Annotated in this window: 15 protein-coding genes; 8 read left to right on the forward strand and 7 right to left on the reverse strand. The window is 62.8% G+C overall.

The features are described 5' to 3' along the window. Positions 1-747: 747 nt before the first annotated feature. The 3 genes from P0648_RS19355 to P0648_RS19365 form a co-directional block, all read right to left on the reverse strand. Positions 748-990 (reverse strand): acetyl-CoA carboxylase, encoded by a 243-nt coding sequence (locus P0648_RS19355; protein ID WP_276248827.1) that lies wholly within the window; start codon positions 988-990, stop codon positions 748-750. A 72-nt stretch (positions 991-1,062) separates the two neighbouring features. Next, positions 1,063-2,040 carry a biotin-dependent carboxyltransferase family protein gene (locus tag P0648_RS19360; RefSeq protein ID WP_276275007.1) on the reverse strand — a complete coding sequence of 326 codons (978 nt, stop codon included), beginning with the start codon at positions 2,038-2,040 and terminating at the stop codon, positions 1,063-1,065. Beyond that, complete coding sequence (locus tag P0648_RS19365) at positions 2,037-2,942, reverse strand: allophanate hydrolase subunit 1 (RefSeq protein WP_276248829.1); 906 nt, start codon at positions 2,940-2,942, stop codon at positions 2,037-2,039. Before P0648_RS19365 ends, P0648_RS19360 begins: the two co-directional genes overlap by 4 nt. Before the next feature lie 122 nt (positions 2,943-3,064). Here P0648_RS19365 and P0648_RS19370 point away from each other — a divergent pair, with 122 nt between their 5' ends. Further along, the gene (locus P0648_RS19370) at positions 3,065-4,411 is read left to right on the forward strand and encodes an acetyl/propionyl/methylcrotonyl-CoA carboxylase subunit alpha (RefSeq protein WP_276248830.1); all 1,347 of its coding nucleotides are present in this window, start codon (positions 3,065-3,067) and stop codon (positions 4,409-4,411) included. Positions 4,412-4,423: 12 nt separating this feature from the next. On the opposite strand, the gene P0648_RS19375 is transcribed toward P0648_RS19370, so the two are convergent. Beyond that, positions 4,424-5,185 carry a LamB/YcsF family protein gene (locus P0648_RS19375; protein ID WP_276248831.1) on the reverse strand — a complete coding sequence of 254 codons (762 nt, stop codon included), beginning with the start codon at positions 5,183-5,185 and terminating at the stop codon, positions 4,424-4,426. Between the two features lie 159 nt (positions 5,186-5,344). Here P0648_RS19375 and P0648_RS19380 point away from each other — a divergent pair, with 159 nt between their 5' ends. From P0648_RS19380 to P0648_RS19400, 5 genes are all read left to right on the forward strand, one after another. Then, positions 5,345-6,685 (forward strand): aspartate aminotransferase family protein, encoded by a 1,341-nt coding sequence (locus P0648_RS19380; protein WP_276248832.1) that lies wholly within the window; start codon positions 5,345-5,347, stop codon positions 6,683-6,685. 118 nt (positions 6,686-6,803) lie between these two features. Beyond that, on the forward strand, positions 6,804-8,231 hold the full coding sequence (locus tag P0648_RS19385; RefSeq protein ID WP_277506111.1) for an amidase: 1,428 nt from the start codon (positions 6,804-6,806) through the stop codon (positions 8,229-8,231). Positions 8,232-8,312: 81 nt separating this feature from the next. After that, on the forward strand, positions 8,313-9,692 hold the full coding sequence (locus tag P0648_RS19390) for a dihydroorotase family protein (RefSeq protein ID WP_276248834.1): 1,380 nt from the start codon (positions 8,313-8,315) through the stop codon (positions 9,690-9,692). Between the two features lie 54 nt (positions 9,693-9,746). Further along, positions 9,747-11,516, forward strand: coding sequence for a TCP-1/cpn60 chaperonin family protein (locus tag P0648_RS19395; protein ID WP_276248835.1), 1,770 nt, complete (start codon positions 9,747-9,749; stop codon positions 11,514-11,516). Between the two features lie 165 nt (positions 11,517-11,681). After that, positions 11,682-12,521 (forward strand): polysaccharide deacetylase, encoded by an 840-nt coding sequence (locus tag P0648_RS19400; RefSeq protein ID WP_276248836.1) that lies wholly within the window; start codon positions 11,682-11,684, stop codon positions 12,519-12,521. A 29-nt stretch (positions 12,522-12,550) separates the two neighbouring features. Here the strand turns inward: P0648_RS19400 and P0648_RS19405 are convergent, their stop codons facing one another. Genes P0648_RS19405 through P0648_RS19415 form a run of 3 tightly spaced genes read right to left on the reverse strand, consistent with a single transcriptional unit; the run spans position 12,551 to position 17,889 of the window. Then, on the reverse strand, positions 12,551-13,915 hold the full coding sequence (locus P0648_RS19405) for an MmgE/PrpD family protein (protein WP_276248837.1): 1,365 nt from the start codon (positions 13,913-13,915) through the stop codon (positions 12,551-12,553). 60 nt (positions 13,916-13,975) lie between these two features. After that, positions 13,976-15,793, reverse strand: coding sequence for a hydantoinase B/oxoprolinase family protein (locus tag P0648_RS19410; protein WP_276248838.1), 1,818 nt, complete (start codon positions 15,791-15,793; stop codon positions 13,976-13,978). Beyond that, positions 15,790-17,889 (reverse strand): hydantoinase/oxoprolinase family protein, encoded by a 2,100-nt coding sequence (locus P0648_RS19415; protein ID WP_277506113.1) that lies wholly within the window; start codon positions 17,887-17,889, stop codon positions 15,790-15,792. Before P0648_RS19415 ends, P0648_RS19410 begins: the two co-directional genes overlap by 4 nt. A gap of 197 nt (positions 17,890-18,086) precedes the next feature. Between P0648_RS19415 and P0648_RS19420 the strand changes: the two genes are divergently transcribed. Together P0648_RS19420 and P0648_RS19425 are read left to right on the forward strand one after the other, a co-directional pair. Beyond that, positions 18,087-18,515 carry a GNAT family N-acetyltransferase gene (locus P0648_RS19420; protein WP_276248840.1) on the forward strand — a complete coding sequence of 143 codons (429 nt, stop codon included), beginning with the start codon at positions 18,087-18,089 and terminating at the stop codon, positions 18,513-18,515. A gap of 79 nt (positions 18,516-18,594) precedes the next feature. Then, positions 18,595-19,029 (forward strand): universal stress protein, encoded by a 435-nt coding sequence (locus P0648_RS19425; protein WP_276248841.1) that lies wholly within the window; start codon positions 18,595-18,597, stop codon positions 19,027-19,029. The last annotated feature ends 15 nt before the right edge of the window (positions 19,030-19,044 follow it).

Below are 19,044 nucleotides of genomic sequence, written 5' to 3' on the forward strand. Positions count from 1 at the left end.
AATATTCGAACTCCACCTATCGATCGCCACGACTCTGCTGTGAAGAATCTCGGGACGCATTGCTGTCCGCAGTACCTCTCTTCCCGTAATCCATCTTTTCCGGACCTTTATATGCTCTGTGGAAACTCACTGAAGGCAATTAGTGTTTCAGTGCAGAGCGGGATGCTTCTATGAGGCGTAGCTGGCGGCATCTCCGCTGCCGGTCAGCAAATGCATAACACCGGTACTTTTGTTATGGGATGTCGCCCGCCCATTTCACGGACCGCCAGTTCTACGGCCTTGATGATGGCTACTGATTCTGCCCACAAAAAGTCATTAAAAAACGTTACTTATTCTAAACAATCGAAAAAATTACTTAAAATTATATAGTATCACGATATTCGATTGAAACCGATATTAAAAAATCGATAAAAATTAAATTAAACGTTGTAAATTACGGATAAACACTGCTAAAAAAGCGCGTTATCGAGAAGTTCTTATTGATAACGTGTATTACGGTCGATGGTCGCCCATCCGCCACACGTTAGCATATCAAAAAACGGTCTATGACAAAAACCTGTCTGACGTGCCTGACTGCTGCTGTCGTGGTTTACGTACAAAATGGTTTGGACTGTTTGGACTGTTTGCCTATCTCTTCCGTCTCGGACGGATTGGCTAATTCGCACCACGCGGGGCCGATGTGACTACACGTGTAGCTACTCGTCGGGAGCGTGCTGGTCTGCTGTGAGAAAAAACGGGTCGTCTAGATTAGGCGACGTCGATTTCAATGAGCGGGTCGCCCGCTTCGATTTCCGTCTCGTTCTCTACGAGAATCTTCGACACCGTGCCGTCGCTTTCGGCGGTCACTTCGTAGAAATTCTTCATGACGCCGACAAGGCAGACGACGTCGCCTGCGCTGACGGTGTCACCTTCCTCTACGAGCGGTGGGTCGTCGGGGTCTGATCGTCGGTAGAATACGCCTGGCATCGGAGCACTGATGGTTTCTTTCATATTCGCTGTGTATCTTGTCGGTTGAGGGGATAATTGTTTTGCAGGCAGTCCAGTCGCGTTCGAGGGCGTCCCCTACGAGGGGGTCACCGCCGCTTTGATTTCGTCGAGCAGCGCGTGCTGTTCTTTACGAGCAGCGAGCGCCTCGTCTACGGAGACGTCCTCGAAGTAGACCGCCTGGTGGGTCCGGCGCTGGGAGAGTTTCCCGCGGTCGGCGCTGATGACGGTCGCGACCGTCGCATACCCGCCGCCTGTGACGGCATCACGCATCACGACGATGGGTTGCTGTGGAATCTGAATCGACCCGACCGGATAGCCGAGGTCGACCACGTTCGTCGGGTCGGTCCCGGCACCGAACGGTTGTTCGCGCGGGACGAAATCGAGTTCCGGCCCGGTGAGGCGGTAGCCGACGCGGTCTGCGTCCGCGGCTACCTTCCACTTCTCTGCGGTGAGTCGTTCTTTGCTCTCGTCGGTGAGCCGGTAGTCACAGAGCCCGATGACGATTCGGATGGTCGCATCGTCGTCGTCGTAGGTCGGGATGTGATCGTCTGGTACCCGCGTACCGACGTAGTCTGTGGCGTTCGAGGCGGGTTCCCCGACAGCGAGTGTGTCGCCCGCTTCGAGCGTTCGACCCTCGTGGCCGCCGATGCCGATGAGCGCGTACGTCGAGCGACTGCCCATCACCGGTTCGACGTCGACACCGCCAGCGACGGCGAGGTAGCTTCGCGCACCCGAGACAGCGAACTGGAGTTCCAGTTCGTCGCCCGCTTCGACAGCGACGGCTTCCCACATCGGGAGCGGTTCGCCACCGAGCGTGCCGGCCATCTCAGCCCCCGTCAACGCGATGACGGTGTCCTCTTCGAAGCGCAGTTCACAGCCCTTGTACGTCATTTCGAGGGTAGCGTGTTCTTCGTCGTTGCCGACGAGGTAGTTCGCGACGCTGTGGGCGAACTGGTCCATCGCGCCTGATGGCGGCACGCCAATGTGGTACTGGCCGTACCGACCGTCGTCCTGTACGGTGGTCGAGAGCCCGCCGTCTAACACTTCTATCATTCGTACAACACCTCCAGGAGGTCCTCGTTGTAACCCGCTGGGTCGTTGAAGAACTCCTCCGGTGAGAATTCGACCGGTTCAGTCTTGAAGCGGAATGTTCCGTCTTCTACCTGTTCACGAATCTCGTCGTACTCGTCGCGGTCAATCTGGCGGAACTTCAGGATGTCACCCGGCGTCGGGAACACCATCGATTCCTCGAAGTCGGCGAGTCGCTGGTCCACGTCGAGCACCTCGACCGGCGTGCGGCCGAACAACTGGTAGCCACCGGCTCCCTGTACGGGATAGATGGCGGTAAATGCCCCACCGAATCCGACCGCCCGCGAGGGGGTGTCGGTGCGCGGTGAGACGTACTTTGGCACTTCGATTTGCTCGTCACGGGGGACCATCTGGAAACACCACGGCAGGCCGGGAACGAACCCGACCATCGTCACCATGTGGGGTGCGCCCGTGTGGGCGTCGATGAAATCCTGGACCGAGTCGTACCCGTTGATTTTGGCGGAGTACTCGATGTCCGTCGAATCCTTCTCCTGGTGGTTGTCACGGAACCGCATGAGCGTCTCGTGAGTCCACTCGTCCTGATAGAGGACGGGAAAATCGACGATTCGTGTCTCCCACTGATAGTCGGAGAGGTCGATGTCCGCGGCGGTCTCCTTTAATTTCGCGACCAGGTCGTCCGGCGCGATTATTTCCGGGTCGAAGTGAATCATGTACGACGCGTTGGCCGGGCAGATTTCGATGATTCCCGGGAGGTCGGACTCGCGAAGCTCCTGGGTAATCGCCATCGCCTGGAAGTTGGCGTCGAAACTCATCTCTTCGTCTAACTCGACGAAGATGTAGTCGTCACCGCCATGTTCGTATCGCGGTTCTGGAAGAGATTTCGGTGTGATGCTATTCGCAACCATCTCGATGTGAGCAACGTTCACACCACACTTATGTATAGTTGCTGTATGTTACGAGGGCAACATGTGGCTGGAGAATAATTTGCCCATACATTTTAAGGGGGACTCCTTTAACCTATGAGTAGATGTTCAGCAGTGTACTCGTCGTCAATCGGGGCGAGATAGCGGTTCGTGTCATCCAGGCGTGCAAAGAACTCGGCGTCGAAGCCGTCGCCGTCTACAGCGACACGGACGAGGATGCGAAACACGTCCGTCACGCGGATGCGGCCTACCACATCGGCCCCTCCGCGGCGGCGAAGAGTTATCTCAATCAGGATGCCATCTTCGAGGTCGCCCACGAAGCGGGCGTCGACGCCGTCCATCCGGGCTACGGATTCTTCGCGGAAAATGCAGGCTTCGCCCGACGTGTCGAGGAAGAGGGCTTTACGTGGATTGGCCCGCGGCCAGACTCCATGGAGCAACTCGGCGAGAAGACGAAAGCCCGTAAAGTGATGCAAGAAGCGGGCGTCCCCATCGTTCCCGGCACGACCGACCCGGTGACGAATGGCGACGAGATTCGCGACTTCGCCGCAGACCACGGCTATCCCATCGCCATCAAGGCAGACGGCGGCGGCGGCGGCCACGGCCTCGTCATCGTCGAGGACGAAGAATCGGTAGACGACGCGCTGGTAAACGCCCAGCGCGAGGGCGAAGCCTACTTCGACAACTCGACGGTGTACGTCGAGAAGTATCTGGAAGCCCCGCGCCACATCGAGGTCCAAATTATCGCGGACCACCACGGCAACGTCCGCCATCTCGGCGAGCGCGACTGCAGCGTCCAGCGCCGCCAGCAGAAACTCATCGAGGAGACGCCTTCGCCCGTGCTCACGCCAGAGGTGCGCGCGGAACTCTGTGAATCCGCCCGCCGGGGCATGGCAGAGGCCGGGTACCAGAACGCCGGCACCGTCGAATTCCTGTACGAGGACGGCGAGTTCTACTTCCTCGAAGTGAACACGCGGGTTCAGGTCGAACACCCCATCACGGAGGCGGTGACGGGCATCGACATCGTCCAGTGGCAACTGCGCATCGCTGCGGGCGAGGAACTCGACTTCGCTCAGGAAGACGTGGACCCACGTGGGGCCGCGATGGAGTTCCGCATCAACGCCGAGGACCCGACCCAGGAGTTCCGTCCGCACCCCGGCACGCTCACGAACTACGCTCCACCGCGCGGGATGGGCGTTCGAATGGACGACGGAGTGGACCAGGACGACTCCATCTCGCCGTTCTACGACTCGATGTTCGCGAAAATCGTCGTCAGTGGCCAGAACCGTGAGGAACTCATCCGCCGGGCGCGCCGGGCGCTCAACGAGGCAAAAATCGAGGGAATTCCGACCACGATTCCGTTCCACCTCGCGGTGCTCTCTGACGACCGGTTCCTCGACAGCGAGCACACCACGAAATACGTAGACGACGACTTCGAGGGCGTCGAATAAAGAGTTGGGATTTCAGACGATTTCGTCGAGCGTCGCCAGTTCGATGCCGTAGTCGTCCTTTGCTGCGTGAATCGCTTCGAGGATTTCGACGGCGTTCGCGCCGTCGCCGTGGATGCAAATCGTTTCTGCCGGCATGTCGATGACCTCACCGGATGGCGTCTCGAGTTCACCCTCAGTGGCGATGCTCACGAACCGTTCGACCATGAGGTCGGTGTCGCGCGGGCCGACCTGTCGTTCGACGATGAGCGTCCCGTCGGGTCGGTAGTCGATGTCGATGAAGCCCTCGAAGACCGACCGGAGGGCGTCGTACTCCTGGGCGACGTTGTAGATGTTCATGTCCGTGGCGACGAACACGAGACTCGGGTCCACTTCGAGGAGGCCTTCGACCACCGCGCGTGTGTGGTCCGCGCTCTGTGAGAGCATCGTGTACATCGCGCCGTGAGGCTTTACGTGCTGGACCGGCACGTCGTAGTACGCGGCGAAGCCCATGATGCCGCCCAACTGGTGGATGACGAAGTCGCGCACCTCCTCGGGTGAGGCGTCCATCGTCCGGCGGCCGAACCCCATCCGGTCTGGCAGGCCGGGGTGGACGCCGACGCCAACGTCGTGTTCTGCGGCCAGTTTGATGGTCTCGCGCATGACGTGTGGGTCACCGGCGTGGTAGTCCGCGGCGATGTTGGCCGACGTAATGAGGGGCATCACTCCCGCGTCGTTGCCCATCGTCCAGTTTCCGTAGCTTTCGCCCATGTCGCAGTTGATGTCAACCGATACCATGACAGTATCTCACACCACATCCCAATTAATCCTTCCGCATTGTGGTTCGGACCTGAGCTTCATGGTCGGTGACAGGTGCGCCGCCTACTGGTTCGACGGATGACAGCTCCGTGTGTGCATGTGGCAATCTATATTAGTCCCCTCAGTAAGGCATACGTAATGACCGCAGGGCCGCCGATAGACGAACTCCACTTCGCGGACGCACCGCACGTCGAAACCCCCATCCCGGGACCGAAGTCGAACCAACTGGTAGAGCGCCAGCGAAACATCGAGAGCAACGCGGTCGCCTACCCGCGCAGCGTTCCCATCGCCCTCGATTCGGCGAAGGGCGCGACTGTTCGCGACGTGGACGGAAACGTCTACCTCGACTTCTTCGCGGGCATCGGCGTGCTCAACGTCGGGCACTCGAACCCGTACGTCCTCGAAGCCGTCCAGGAACAGACCGAGAAGATAACCCACACCATCGACTTCCCGACCGAGGCCCGTCTCGACTTCATCGAGGCGCTCGACGAAATCGCTCCCGGCGGCCTCAAGGGACACAACAAGGTCGTCTTCGGCGGACCAAGCGGCAGCGACGCCATCGAGGGCTCAATCAAACTCGCGAAACACAACATGGGTCGCACCGGGATGCTCGGCTTCGAGGGGTCGTATCACGGCACGACTGCCGGTGCGCTCAGCCTGACCGCTGGCAAGAAGTACAAGGCGGGCTACGAACCGCTCCTTCCCGGCGTCGTCCACGCGCCGTACCCGACCGACGCGGAGTCGTGTGAACGCTCGCTCGCACACATTCAGTCCATCCTCGAAGACCCCTACAGCGGCAAGGAGAATCCGGCGGGCATCTGGGTCGAACCGGTACAGGGCGAAGGCGGAGTCGTCGTCCCACCTCGTGAGTTCCTGCCCGGCCTGCGCGACCTGGCGGACGACAACGACGTCATGCTCATCTTCGACGAAATCCAGTCCGGGTTCGGCCGCACCGGCAAGTGGTTCGCCTCCGAGTGGTCGGGGGTCACTCCCGACGCCATGACGATGGCGAAGGGTATCGGCGGCGCGGGCCTCCCGCTCGGCGCAGTCATGTACCACGAGAAGTTCGACACGTGGGGGCCCGGCGGCCACGTCGGCACCTTCCGCGGAAACGTCCCCGCCATGCGCGGTGGCGTCCGGGCAATCGAGTACATCCAGGAACACGACCTGCTCGCCCACGCCCGCGACCTCGGCGACTACATCACCGGCCGTCTCGCTGACGCGGCGAATTCGGAACTGGCTGAGATTCGTAGCGAGGGCCTGTTCATCGGCGCTGAGTTCCGTGACGCGGACGGCAACCCGCTCAAACAGCGGGTCAAGGACATCCAACAGTACTGCTACGAACGCGGCGTCCTCATCTGGTCTGCGGGTCGCCACGGCAACGTTCTGCGCCTGCTCCCGCCACTGGTCATGACGAACGAACAGGCGGCAGTCGGCATGGACATCATCGTCGAGGGCATCGAAGCCCACGCGCCGTGAACTGACCGTCGAGCGTCGTTTTCACGTGACGCTGCCGCCGACGGCGCACTTATTACACCCCCCACGGAGGTATGGGTATGGCGAGCAAGCGACGACCAGCGAGCGCCAGGAGGCGCGGATGACCGAGACGGACCTCGAACTGATGCGGACGCAGGCGGCCCGATTCGATTTCGCCCTCGCAGACGAGGTTCTCGCGGACCTCGTGACCGCCGCACTCGCGGAAGCCGACCTGGCGGACGACCGGGCACCGCCGGCGGGGACCGACCGCGGTCACAGTAGCGCAGACGACGAGAACGCCATGCTCGCCGTCTACGACGAACCACGACTCGAAACGCCGGATGGCCCGCTCGCGGGACTCACCGTCGCCGTCAAGGACAACATCGCGGTGGCGGACCTCGAGATGACCTGTGGTTCTGCGAGCTACTCGGTCATTCCGTCGTTCGACGCCACCGTCATCGAACGGTTGCTGGCCGCGGGTGCCGTCCTCGTCGGCAAGACGAACATGGAACCGTTCGCGATGGGGCCGACCGGCGAATTCAGTGACTTCGGCCACGTCACGAACCCAACCGCGCCCGACCACGTTGCGGGCGGGTCGTCCTCCGGAAGCGGCGCGGCGGTCGCGGCGGGGACGGTCGACGTCGCCCTCGGCAGCGACACGGGCGGGAGCATCCGCATTCCGGCGGCGTGCTGTGGCGTCGTCGGCGCGAAACCCTCACACCGCCTCGTCCCGCGCTACGGATTCGTCGATTTCGCCCCCTCCCTCGATACCATCGGCCCGCTCACGCGGGACGTTCGCACCGCCGCTCGCGCCCTGGAGGCGATGGCGGGGCCGGACCCGCGAGACCCCACCTGTGCCCGCGCCACGCTTGAGGGCGTTGGCGACACGGTCGCGGATTTCGAGGGACTCACCGTCGGCTTGCCGGATACGGGATTCGACCGGGCTGACGACGCGGTGGCAGACGCGGTCCGCGAGGTGGCGAGCCGTCTCGACGCGGTCGGCGTGGAGACGACACCCGTCTCTCTCGACCTGAACCTCGAAGTGACCTATCTGAATATCGGCTCCGCCGAGTTCTCGTGGTTGCTCGCGGGCGACGGCGTCGTCCGCGGATTCGGGTCGGGGTACAGCGAGCAACTGCGGGCTGCCTTCGAAGCGGCCCGTGAGCGTGGCCTCGGCGACCACGTCGCCCGCCGTATCCTCCCGCCGGCTTTTCTCGACGCGAAGACGAACGGTCGGGCATACGCGAAGGCGCGCAGAGCGGGTATCGACTTCGGCGAGCGCCTCACGGCCACCTTCGCGGACGTGGACGCGCTCGTGATGCCCACGCTCAGAACGCTTCCTCCCGCCGTCGGCGAGACGACGACGCGAGCGGACCTGCTGCCGCTCATCGGCAACACTGCGCCGTTCAACATCGCCGGCACGCCGGCGGTCTCCGTGCCCGTCGAAACGGTCGATGGCCGCCCCGTCTGTGCGCAGGCGGTTGCGCCGCAGTTCGACGACGCCACGGCGCTTCGCGTGGCCGCCGCGCTCGAACAGGTCGCAAACTGAGCGGTTTACCATTCACCCGATTCCTGACGGTATTCAGCCACCTCTGAGAACCTTTTTGTAGTGTCACGAGTTGACATAGATATGCCTGTAGACACAGTCATCAGCGGGGGGACGCTCGTCACGTCGACCGACGTGTTCGACGCGAGTATCGCCATCGACAACGGAGAAATCGTCGCCGTCGGCCGCGACGAGAATATGCCCGAGGCGACGGAGGTCGTCGATGCGTCCGGCCTGCTCGTCATGCCAGGCATCATCGACCCGCACGTCCACATCGAGGACCACTTCTCGGTCGATACGTACGAGACAGGAACCAGCGCGGCGGCCCTCGGCGGCGTCACCACGTACATCGACTTCGCGTGGCAGGCGTGGGTCGGCGAGTTGAGCAACTACGAGGAGGAGGGAACCCTCATGGAGGGTATCGCGGAGAAACAGGAGAAAGGCAAGAAGGCAATCGTCGATTACAGCGTCCACGGGGCACTCACCCGCCAGGACCCCGCCGTCATCGACGAACTCGAAGAAGCGGTGGAGGCTGGCGTCACCTCGTTCAAGATGTTCACCGCCTACGAAATCGGTCTGGACAACGGGTTCATGAACTCCGTCCTGAAGCGCATCGCCGAACTCGACGCGGTTGGCGTGTTCCACACGGAAGACCCAGACGTCTGCGACGAACTGACCGCGCAGTTCAAAGAAGAGGGCAAGGGCGACCCGACGTGGTATCCCCAGTCCCGCCCCGACTATGCCGAGGCGATGGCCGCAGAGGACGCGGTGCGAATGGCCACCGAAGCGGGCGCGAAGTACTACGGCATCCACACCAGCTGCCGGAAATCGGCGGACGTGATCGAACAGTTCCAGGTCGACGGGTCGCTGGTTCGCGGGGAGACGTGTACGCACTACCTCGTCCTCGACGACTCGATCTACGCCGACCTCGGCAACCAGGCGATGATTGCCCCGCCGATTCGCAAGCCCGACGACAACGAGGCGATGTTCGAACACCTGACGAAGGGCACGCTGGGCGTGGTCTCGACCGACCATTGTGGTTACAAACTCGAAGGGAAGAACGTCGATAACTGGTGGGAGAGCACGTTCGGCGCGAACGGCCTGCAAGCCAGTCTGCCGGTCGTCCACGACGAGGCGGTGAACAACCGCGGCCTGTCCTACCCGTTCCTCGTCCGCGTGATGAGTACCTACCCCGCCGAGACGTTCGGCATGCCGCGGAAGGGAACCCTCGACCCCGGAACCGACGCAGACATCGTCCTGTTCGACCCGAACGAGACGTACACCATCACGGCCGAAGACAACGCCTCTGCGGCGGACTTCTCCATCTACGAGGGCCGCGAAGTGACCGGGCGGGTCAAACAGACGTTCGTCCGCGGCGAGTGCGTCGCGAAGGACGGCGAAGTCGTCGGCAAGCCCGGCCACGGTCAGTTCGTCGCGCGCGAACTTCCCGACTGGAGCGTCTGAATCGCGACCTGCGGGGGAACACTCTTTTATTGGTACGGAGTAACATGATGGTAGATGAGTAGCGTACAAACCCGGCCACCTGCCGGGGACGAGGCCGAAGAGCCAGTTCCGCAGTTTCCCCAGGCGAACTGCATCGCCGTCCAGGCGATGGCGGACGTGTTGGCATCGACCCTCGGTCCCCGGTCGAGCGACAAACTCGTCGTCAACCGACTCGCGACACGCGACCAACCCGAGAACAAGGGCGTCCCCGCCACGGACGACTACACCGTCGCCAACGACGGCGCAACGCTGTTGAACGCACTGCCGATGGAACACCCCGTCGCGCCCATCGTCACGCGAATTCTCGGCCCAGAGCGCCCCGGCGACACGTCCATCGAGGGACAGGACATCCCGGACGGCGTCTCCGGGGGCGTCGTCCTGACGGCGGCATTGCTCTCGAACGCGGAGGAGTTACTCGAACTGGGACTCCATTCCTACGACATCCGGCACGGCTACGCGCTCGCGATGGACCGGGCGCTGGCGGCGCTCGCCGCAGAATCCCGCTCGCTCTCGTCGTTCGAGGACGCAGACTGGGCGGCGGCCGCCGTCGCCAGAACCGCAATGACGGGTAACGACATTGGCGGCCTCGCCGACTCGTGGGCGGCACTCGCCGTGGAGGCCGTAGACCGAATCGGCCGCCCGACCGAGGAGACGTTCACCGTCCGTTGTCTCGGATCAGGGTCGCTTGCCGACTCGCGGCTAGTTCGCGGCGCGGTTCTCGACCGGAACACGCGGGCGAACGACGAGATGCCCCGGCGGGTCGAGGACGCCACCGTGTTGTTGCTCGACGGCCACACCACCGGCGGCCTGCAGGACCCGGAGTGGGACGAAGACGCCACGCTAAAACTCGATTCGCTCGACAAACTCGACGCGGTTCGTGACCACCAGGCCGCAACCCGCCGGGCGCTCGTAGACCACTACGTCTCGCTCGGGGTGGACGTCGTCGTCACGCGGTTGGGCATCAATCAGGCGTACCAGCGCCTCCTCGCCGACGCGGACATCCTCGCCGTTCGCGGGGTGAGTCCGCTCGAAATGAAGCAGTGCGCACGGGCGACGGGAGCCGCGCTCGTCCGCCATCCGGGCGACGTCTCCGCTGCCGACCTCGGGTTCGCGGGGAGCGTCTCAGAGGTTCGCATCGACCCGCGTCGGGGCCGCCGGAAGAACCGCTACATGATCGTCATCGACGACTGCCCCGAGGCAACGGGTGTCTCCGCCGTCGTCCACGGGGTGTCTGGGCAACCCGCGACGCAGGCCGCCACAGAAGTTCGAAAAGCGGCCGCCGCACTCGCCGCCGCTCGGGGTGAAGGCGCGTCTCGGTCCGGCGTGGTTCCGGGTGGTGGCGCAATCGAACTCACGATGGCGGCGGCAGTCCGAGAGTCCGCTCGCGCAGTTGATGGCCGCGCCCAACTCGCGGTCGAAGCCTTCGCCGACGCCCTCGAACGCGTGGTCGGGACGCTCGTCTACAATGGTGGCTACGACCGGCTCTCGATGCTGGCCGACCTTCGTGCGGCGCGCGCGGGTGGCGAGACGGCACTCGGGTTCGTCTATCCCGCGGGTGAGATTACCGACGCGACAGCGGCGGGCGTGCTCGACCCGACCGCCTACAAGCACCGACTGCTCGTCTCCGCAACCGAAGTTGCAGACCTCATCTTGCGGGTGGACGACGCCATCGACGCGACGTTCACGAAGGAACCGCTCGGCCCAGGCGATTCCATCTACGACGACCGGGCGGAGAAGCACTTAGACCACCTCGAAGAGAATCCCGGGACCCGGTGGGACACCTAGTTCACCGACACACACCTACCGGCTCGCGTTTGTTGTTTGATTTTCACGTCTGTTTTCACGAGGTTCAGGTTCGTAACCGGCAATTTTCGACTGAGCGATAATTGGCGGAATGGTGATAGCTCTGGAAAGGTTTAACCGATATCGCTGAGAACTGTAGCCTGACGTATGCCAAAAGCTACCGTTTGCCTATCGTACGATTTTGACGCCGTATCGACCTGGCTGTGGTCCTACGATTCGTGGGACATGCCGACCAGACACTCCCGAGGCGTATTCGGCGCGGAAGTCGGAGCCCCGCGATTGCTCGACCTTCACGACAAATACGACATTCCGGCGACCTGGTTCATTCCGGGTCACACCATCGACAGCTTCCCGGAAATCAGCGGCGAGGTGTGGGACCGCGGGTACGACATCCAGCACCACGGGTGGAGTCACACCGGCCCGGCAACGTTCGAATCCGAAGAGGACGAACGCGCCGACGTCGAACGCGCCGTGGACTGCATCGTCGACCTCACCGGGCGCAAACCGACCGGCTACCGGTCACCAGCCTGGGACTTCTCTGCGAACACCCTCGACATTTTAGAGGACATCGGCATCGAATGGGATTCGAGCAAGATGGCCTCCGACTTCAAACCCCACTACGTCTACGGTGGGTGGAGCGCTCCACCAGACGGCCCCTACGACCGCGGTAAACCCACCGACATCGTCGAACTCCCCGTCTCCTGGCAGCGCGACGACTGGCCACCCTTTACCTTCACCTGGGCCCGTCCCCACCGGATGGGCTACGTGAGCGAGGACTCCATCTTCCAGCGCTGGTACGACCAGTTCGACTGGATGTACGACAACGTCGACAACGGCGTGTTCATCCTCACGATGCACCCGCAGGTCATCGGGCAGGCTCACCGTATCATGCGCCTCGAACAACTCATCCAGCACATGCAGACCAAGCCCGACGTCGAGTTCAAAGAGATGGACACCGTCGCGAGCGAGTTCAGAGACGAAAACTAACCTAACGGCTTTTTTTCTTTCGACCGCGCTCAGAGCACGGCGAGGATATCACGAACGCTCGCTTGGTCGCGCAGTGAGAGCAACCGCTCGAACGTGTCCGCTGCCACTGATTCTTCCACTGCTCTCGTCGCACAGTCCACGAACTTCGCCCGCAGCTCCGCCTCAGTGAGCGGATTGTTCGGCGTTCCGGGTGGTTCTTCGAGCGTCGCCTCGTAGGTCTCCCCGGCGGTCGTCGTCAGCGTGACTGTCGCCAGATTCGACTTGTAGGGAAGCGATTCGTCTACCTCGAAGACGGCGCGTTCGCGTACCTGCTGGATGGTGGGGTCGCGGATGGTCGCTGGCTCGAACGTGGCGAGGCCGATGCGGTCACTGGCCACCCCACAGGCGAGGGCGTACTCCATCGAGAACTTCGCCTCCAGTTCCGTTTCGGGAATCGGGTGGACGAGCGCGTCGCCCGCACCCCGCGACGTGACCGTTCGAATGCGTTCTACGTCCGCCGGCGCGATGGCGTGGTCTTCGACCAGCTGCTGGGCCGCGGCGATGCTCGTGTGGGTGAAATAGCAGCAGGGGTAGGCCTTGATGCTAATTCCCGTTTCGACGAGTCGCCACGGGTCGCCCGGCGGGTCGGCCACCCGGGTCGCGCCGTCGCCGTACCGGTCCCAGAAGCCACGCGCCCCGCTGATTGCGGCGTCGTCCGCGGTGAATCCCTCTGCTGCCAATCTCGCCGCGGTGACGCCAGAGCGCCCGGCGAGTCCGGCGTGGAGGGGCTTGGTCATCGACCCGAAGTTGCGCTTCAACCCCGACGGCATCGACGCGGCGATGTTGAGCGCGCGCTCGGTCGCCTCGGCGTCGAGGCCGAGCAGGTGGGCCGCCGTCGCCGCGGCCCCGAACGTTCCGAACGTCGCGGTCGGGTGCCAGCCCTGTTCGTAGTGGGCCGGACTCACCGGCTCTGCGATGTAGCACTCGGCCTCGAATCCCGCGGCGAACGCCGTAATCACGTCTTTGCCGCTCGCGTCGAGTTGCTCGGCCAGCGCGAGCGCGGGGGCGACGAGGGGCACGCTCGGGTGGCCGTCCATCGCCCACGAGAGGTCATCGAAGTCGAGGGCGTGGCCCGCAGTTCCGTTGGCGAGGACGGCGTCAGTCAGCGCGGCCTGCTGGCCGGTTCCGAGTAGGGTTACGCCGCCGTCGTCGGCGGTGACGGGTTGCGCGATGGCGATGGCGCGTTTTCCGGCGTCGGCCACTGCACCGGCGAGCGTGACGCCGACGGTATCGACGAACGCGCGTTCGACGGTCTCCACCGATTCTTTTGGCACCTGCTCGTAGGTCAATCTGGTGACGAACGACGCGAGGATATGTTCTGGGGTTTTCGTGCGCTCCGCTGGCGACTGGGTCATTGGTCATGATTCGGTGGTGCGGGGCTAAAAGATTGTGTCACCGGTAGCCACGGTGCTGGCTCAGGACGAGCGCAGGTCCGTCGTCGCCACCAGGTCGAGTTCGTCGTCTTTGATGACGACGCCGTAGTCGTCGCGGGCGGCTTCCACTGACACGAGCCCATCGAGATAATCCGCGTACACCTGTTCTGCCGGGCGCTCGTGTGGGTTGCCGTAGCCCCCGCCACTGGCCGTCTTGATGAGCACGCGGTCTCCGGGTTCGAACTTGTAGCCGGATTCCTTCGAGTTGAGGTCGATGACCTCGCCGTCGGCCTTGATGTGTTTGAGGTCGCCGTGGGTTCCCTCGCCGCCGCCGAACAGGCCGTGCGGGCGGTAGGTGTTCCCGTCGCCTTCCATCGTCATCACGGCGTTCGTGAGGAAGCGCGACTCGCGGACGATGCCGTGGCCGCCGCGGTGCTTGCCCGCGCCGTGGCCGTCCTCGCGGAGGTGGTATCGTTCGACGCGCATCGGGTGTGAGAGTTCGATGTCTTCGACCGGTCGGTTTTTCGTGTTGTGAACGAGTGCGTCGACCGCGTCGAGTCCGTCTGCGGCGGGGCGGCCACCGTAGGACCCCTCGTTGACTTCGAGGTACACCCAGTAGTCGCCCGCGTCGTCCGTCCCACCGTAGCTGACGAAGTACACCTGTCCACAGGTGCCGGCACAGACGCGCTCTGGAAGCGCCTCCGCGAGCGCCTTGATGATGAGGTCGCTCATCTTGTCCACCTGATTGATGCGCGCGAACGCAGAGGTGGGCGGCGTTGGGTTGAACATACAGCCGGGTCGCGCCTTCGGGTGGACGGGCTTGAACGTCCCGGAGTTCTGTGGCAGGTATTCGTCGCGGACGAAGGTGTCCATCAGCAGCGACCGGATGGTGAAGTAGATACACACGTCCGTCGAGCCGTGGAACGGGATGTTGTACCCCGTCGGCGTCTGGTCTGCGGACTTGCTCATGTCCACGGTGATGTCGCTGCCATCGACGGTAATTTCGACGGCGATTTTCAGCCGCTTGCCGCGATTGCGCCCGTCGTCGTCGAGATAGTCCTCGGCGTAGTACGTGCCGTCCGGAATCTTCCGGATTTCGTTGCGAAGTAGGGCCTCTGCGTAGTCCATGAGCGCCTCGCCCGCGAGCTGGATCTCCTCCAGCCCGTACTTCTCGACGAGCGCGAGGTAGCGGTCTTTGCCGACGTTACACGAGGAAATCTGGGCTTGCAGGTCGCCGATGACCTCGCGTGGCGTGCGGACGTTGTCCTGGATGAAGTTCCAGATTTCGTCCACGCGCTCGCCCTGGTCGTACACCTTGGTCGCCCGAAATAGGCTCCCCTCTGCGTACATGTCCTCTAAGTCGATGGCGAGGCCGGGCGTCGCAGAGCCGATGTCAAGGTGGTGGGCCGTGTTCGCCGCCCACGCGATGTGCTCGCCCTCGTAGAAGATGGGCACCGCGACGGCGATGTCCGGCGAGTGACTCGCCCCGTAGTGGGGGTGGTTGTGGATGAACACGTCGCCTTCGTTGATGATGTCCTCGCGTTCGACGCCGCGTTCTTCGAAGGTGTCGTACATCCCCTGCAGGTAGCCGATGAGCGACCCGACGTGCATCGGTGTCGAGTCACTCTCACAGAGCTCCCGACAATCCGTCGTGAAGATGCCCGCGCCCATGTCCTCGCTCTCCCTGATAATCGAGGAGTACGAAGACCGGATGAGTTTGTAGCCCATCTCCTGGGCGATGGTGTCGAGTTCCCCGCCGATGACCTGCATCGTCACGGGGTCGATATTCCTGCCTTTCAGGATTTCGGTCGCGCTGGTCTGTACGGTCTGGTCGTCGGTTTTTGGGTGGTCTTGACTCATGACTCTCTCCGCAGTTCGATTGCACCGTTCTGTAACACCGTGGCCGTCCAACCCGGATTGACGACGACGGTGCTGTCGAACTCGTCGACGATGGCCGGGCCGGTGACGACGTTCCCCGCCGCCAGTTTCTCGCGGTCGTAGCGCGGGACGGTCAGTTCCTCGGGTGCGGCCGAATCGCCGAAGTAGACCGTCGTTTCGGTCGTCTGTGCCGCCGCCGGATTCTCGTCACCTGCCTCGACGTCGAGCGGTTCGTAGGAGTGGATGTCCCCGATTGCGGTCACGCGAAGGTTGAGCATGACAACCGGGTCCGCCTCGAAGTAGTGGCCGTACTCGGCTTCGTGTTTCTGTTCGAACTTCTCGCGCATTCGAGCGTGCCAGTCGCCATCCGTGCCCTCGAAGTCGATGCTCAGTTCGTAACCCTGTCCCTCGTAGAGACAGTCGATAGTCCGTCTGAACTCCCACCGGGATTCGTCGATTTCGTCGCGCAAGAGTTGGTCGCGCCCGTTCGTTTCGAGGCGGTCGAACGCCTCGTCGATGTAGTCGGCTTCGACCGTTTCGAGGCGCTGGCTCACCGTCTGCTGGAAGTCGTACTTCACGTTGCCCGTGAGCAGGCCACGCGCCGACGCGATACCGGGCGACGGCGGAATCAGGACGTTCGACATCTCCAGTTGTTCTGCGATGCTCGCGGCGTGCATCGGTCCCGCACCGCCGAAGGCAACCATCGTGTACTCGCGGGGGTCGTATCCGCGCTGGACGGTCTGTTCGCGAATCGCCCGGTACATGTTCGTGTTCGCCACTTCGAGCGTGGCGAGCGCGGCGTGTTCGGGTGTCGAGAACCGTTCCTGGTCGACGCGGTCACAGAGCTGCGTCTGGATGGCGGTTACCGCCGCTTTGTGGTCGAGGTCAAGTGTGCCGCCGAGGAACGAGTTGGGATCGATACGCCCGAGGGTGAGTTGGGCGTCGGTCGTCGTCGGCTGGTCGTTGCCCCGGCCATAACACACCGGGCCGGGATTGGCACCCGCGCTCTTCGGCCCGACGTTGAATCCCATCGCGCCGTCGAACCAGGCGATAGAACCACCGCCAGCACCGATGGTAGCGATGTCGAGCATGGGGACGATCGCCGGATAGCCGCCCACCTTGCTGTCTCGCGGGTCGCGTTCGAGCACCCGGCCGGGAACGACGGAGATGTCCGCGCTCGTCCCGCCCATGTCGAGCATGATGAGGTTCGGTTTGCCGACGTGCTTGCCCTCGAACTCCGCGGAGAGGACGCCCGCCGCCGGCCCAGAGACGAGCGTCGTCACCGGCTGTTCGGCCACGTTTTGGAGGCTTGCCATCCCGCCGTTCGATTGCATGATGAGGATTTCCGCGTCGAACCCCTCCTCACCGAGTCGTCGCTCCAGTCGCGAAAGGTACGTGGACATCACCGGCGCGAGGCGGGCGTTAATCGCCGTCGTCGTGAACCGCTCGAATTCGCGGAACTGCGAGATGACCTCGTGAGAGGTGGAGACGAACAGGTCGGGGTAGTGCTCCTCGATGAGTTCCTTCGTCCGAGCTTCGTGGTCTCCGTTCAGGTACGAGTGGAGATAGCAAACGGCGACCGACTCGACACCGTCTTCGACGAGTTCCTCCACCGCGTTCAACACGTCGTCTTCGTCGAGCGGGGTGACCACGTCGCCTGGCGGCTGGATTCGTTCGGTGACTTCCTTTCGATGGCGTCGTTTGACGATGGGTTGTTCCTGCCACTGAATCGTCTGCTGGAGTGAGAAACTGTGTGGCTTGCGGTGGCGGCCGATGTGGATAACGTCTCTGAATCCGCGAGTCGTGAGCATCCCGGTTTCTGCCCCCTCGTGTTCGAGCAAGGCGTTCGTGGCGACGGTCGTGCCGTGTAAAATCTGTTCCACCGAACTCGGGGCAACGCCCGCAAGCTCGCAAAGTTCGACGATTCCGGTCACCGTCGAATCCGATGGGTCGGGTGTCGAGGGCGTCTTGTGGATGAACTCGTCGTCCTCCGTGACGAGAATCAGGTCGGTGTTCGTCCCGCCGACGTCCACTCCGATACGTACACTGGCGAGGCTACTCCTGGTACTGCGTGACATACACACACTGACCTTACCGGTCACCCACATAACCGTTTCTCACCGACCGATGACAGGTGCTCGGGTCGCTCCGACTGCTTCCAGCTCGTTTCCCTCGATAAAAGGCGGCGGAGCGGGTCGTTTTTGTGGGATTCCCCTTCGAATTCCGGCGAACAATGATTTATCGTGTGGGACTGTCTCGAATACGGTGAACACATATGTCCACGACAGTGACCGAACTCACGACGGCCGAGGAGTGGCGAGCGGCGTACCCCGTCATGTCCGAGTTGCGCCCCCTCGAAGAGGACCAGTACATGACCTACCTCAGGCAGATGCACGAGGAGGGCTATCGACTGTTCGGACTCTTCGACGATGAGGAACTGCTCGCCGTCGGCGGGGTACGTATCTCGACGACACTGTACCACGGCAAACACGCGTGGGTGTACGACCTCGTTACTCGCGAGGACCGCCGGTCTGCGGGCCACGGGGGGACGTTGCTCACGTTCCTAGAGGAGTGGGCGACGGCGCGCGACTGTGCGGTCATCGAACTCGCCTCCGGTCTCTGGCGGGACGACGCCCACCGCTTCTACGAGGAGCGAATGGACTACGACCGCTACTGTTACACCTTCAAGAAGGACCTCGACTGACTGTTTTCGTGCCTGCGATGGGACTCCAGGCCCGGTGCGCACATTTATCGTGTCGTTGTGCAAATGGATTGGCAGACAGATGATCGAGCGAATTCTCATCGCCGTCGGCGAAGAGCGGATGCACGTAGAGGAACTGACCGAACTGGCCGTCGAAATCGCCACGCCGTTCGACGCCCACGTGACCCTGTTGCGGGTGTACGCGGCGGGTGAATTCAAACAGCTCTTAGACGGGTTCGAGTACGACTCTGCCGACCCCTCCGACATGGCGAAACGTAACGCCGTCGTCAGGGAGGCGGCTCGTGTCGTGAAAGATGCAGGTCTCGAACAGACGGTGGTCGGCCTCGTCGGCAACACGGCAGACGAAGTCATCGACTACGTGGACACCCACGACGTAGACCACGTGTTCATCGGCGGACGAAAACGAAGCCCGGCCGGAAAGGCTCTGCTCGGCAGCACGAGCCAGGACATCATCCTCGGTCTATCGGTGCCCTGTACCGTCTATAATCTCGGCTAATCGAGAGCCGCCAGC

This window comes from Haladaptatus sp. DYSN1 (assembly GCF_029489995.1).
Taxonomy (GTDB): Archaea; Halobacteriota; Halobacteria; order Halobacteriales; family Halococcaceae; genus QDMS2.